Annotated in this window: 2 protein-coding genes; both read left to right on the top strand. The window is 74.3% G+C overall.

What is annotated here, in order from left to right; all coding sequences use genetic code 11:
- Nucleotides 1-22: 22 nt before the first annotated feature.
- On the top strand, nt 23-829 hold the full coding sequence (locus tag E1283_RS35510; RefSeq protein ID WP_132822281.1) for an endonuclease I family protein: 807 nt from the start codon (nt 23-25) through the stop codon (nt 827-829).
- 157 nt (nt 830-986) lie between these two features.
- Nucleotides 987-2,261 (top strand): MFS transporter, encoded by a 1,275-nt coding sequence (locus E1283_RS35515; protein WP_132822282.1) that lies wholly within the window; start codon nt 987-989, stop codon nt 2,259-2,261.
- The last annotated feature ends 39 nt before the right edge of the window (nt 2,262-2,300 follow it).

Below are 2,300 nucleotides of genomic sequence, written 5' to 3' on the forward strand. Positions count from 1 at the left end.
CCACCACCCCGAAAGGCCCCCCATGCACCGGACCCTGCTGACCGGCGCCGTCACCATCGCCCTCATATCCCCACTGCCGCTCGCCACCGCGACCGTGGCCCAGCCGGCGCCCGCCGCCGCGCCCGCGGCCGCCGCCCTGGACGACGCCTACTACGAGGACGCGCTCGGCCTCAGCGGCGACGCGCTGAAGGACGCGCTGCACGAGATCGTCAGCACCGGCGTCACCACCCTCACCTACGCCCAGGTCTGGGACGCGCTCAAGGACACCGACCAGGACCCGGCCAACCCCGCCAACGTCGTCCTGCTCTACACCGGCCAGTCGCGCTCCGCCGACCGCAACGGCGGCAACGTCGGCGACTGGAACCGGGAGCACGTCTGGGCCCAGTCCCACGGGGACTTCGGCACGGGGCGCGGCCCCGGCACCGACGTCCACCACCTGCGCGCCGCCGACGTGCAGGTCAACAGCTCGCGCGGGAACAAGGACTTCGACGACGGCGGCTCACCGGTCTCCAACGCCCCCGGCAACTACACGGACTCCGACTCCTGGGAGCCGCGCGACCAGGACAAGGGCGACATCGCCAGGATGCTCTTCTACATGGCGGTGCGCTACGAGGGCGGGGACGGCTTCGCCGACCTCGAACTCAACGACGCGGTGAACAACGGCAGCCGCCCCCTCCACGGCCGGCTCTCCACCCTCCTGGAGTGGAACGAGCTCGACCCGCCGTCGGCCTTCGAGGAGCGCCGCAACGAACTGATCCACGACGAGTACCAGGGCAACCGGAACCCCTTCGTCGACCACCCGGAGTGGGCCGAGGCCATCTGGGGCTGAGGCTCGGGGGGTGACCCCGCGTCGCCCGTGCCGCGGGGCGAGAATCCCGTGGCCCGGGCGTGCGGGGCGGACGTACACTCCGGCGGGGCGCGCCACCGGGCGCGGCCCTCCTCAGCATGCCCGTCGCCCGCCCCGCTCGCGCCCATCGGAGAACACGATGTCCCGCACCGCCTCCGACGGCACCCGGCCCGTGCGGGCCAGGCTCGCCGTCGCCGCGCTGTTCTTCGTCAACGGATTCGTCTTCTCCAACGTCGTCCCGCGCTATCCGGAGATCAAGGCCGAGCTCGGCCTCTCCAACGCCGCCCTCGGCACGGCCATCGCCGCCATGCCGCTCGGCGCGCTGGTGCTCGGCCTGTCCGCCGGGCCGCTGATCAAACGATTCGGCTCGGCGCGCACGGCGGTGGTCAGCCAGGTGCTGATGGGCGTCAACATCGTCCTGGTCGGCGCCGCGCCCGGCTTCGCCGTGCTGTGCGCCGCGATCTTCGTCGCCGGCGGCCTCGACGGGACCAACGACGTGGCGATGAACGCCCACGGGATGCGGGTGCAGCGGCGCTACGGCCGGTCGATACTGAACGCGTTCCACGGGCTGTGGAGCGTCGGGGCGGTGCTGGGCGGCGTGACCGGCGCGGCGGCCGCGCAGTTCGAGCTGCCGCTCGTCGTCCACCTCTGCCTGGTCGGCGCGGTCGCCGTGACCTCGGCCCTGGTCTCCTCGCGGTTCCTGCTGCCGGGACCCGACGACGCCGAGCGCGAACCGGCCGCGGCGTCCGCCGCCGGCGCCACGAGCGCCGGCCGGGTCTGGCTGAGCCGGCCGGTGCTGGTGGCGTTCGCCGTGCTCGGGCTGATGACGGCGGCCACCGTGGTCGTGGAGGACGCGCCCAGTTCCTGGGGCGCGGTGTACCTCCGGAACGAGCTGGCGGCCGGCCCGTTCGTCGGCGGGCTGGCCTTCATGGCGCTCCAGGGCACCCAGACCGTGGGCCGGTTGCTCGGCGACCGGGTGGTCCAGCGGCTCGGCGACCGGACGACGGCCAGGATCGGCGGTGTCCTGGTGGTCACCGGGATGGGCGCGGCGCTGCTGTGGCCCTCGGTGCCGAGCACCATCGTCGGCTTCGGCCTCGCCGGTCTGGGCATCGCGACGCTGATCCCGGCCGCGCTGCACGCCGCCGACGAGGTGCCGGGCCTCTCGCCGGGCGTCGGCATCAGCGTGGCCGCGTTCCTGATGCGCATCGGCTTCCTGGTCTCGCCGCCCGTGGTGGGGCTGATCGCGGACGCCCACTCGATCCGGCTCGGCCTGACCGTGGTGCCGCTCGCCGGCCTGGTGATCCTGTTGACCTCGCGCGTCCTGGACACCGGCCACCGGCCGGCGCCCGCCGGTGAGGCGGCGCCGACCGCGGCCGAGGCGCCGTGCGAGCCGGCGCGGCAGCCGGGCGTCTGACCCCTGCCTTCCTGCCCCCTGCACCCACGGACCCTGCAC

It is taken from the genome of Streptomyces hainanensis, from assembly GCF_004348415.1.
GTDB classification, from domain to species: domain Bacteria; phylum Actinomycetota; class Actinomycetes; order Streptomycetales; family Streptomycetaceae; genus Streptomyces; species Streptomyces hainanensis.

What these genes read in the sequence shown, in the direction of transcription:
- E1283_RS35510 (WP_132822281.1), top strand. Translation starts at nt 23, where the DNA reads ATGCACCGGACCCTGCTGACCGGCGCCGTCACCATCGCCCTCATATCC.
- E1283_RS35515 (WP_132822282.1), top strand. Translation starts at nt 987, where the DNA reads ATGTCCCGCACCGCCTCCGACGGCACCCGGCCCGTGCGGGCCAGGCTC.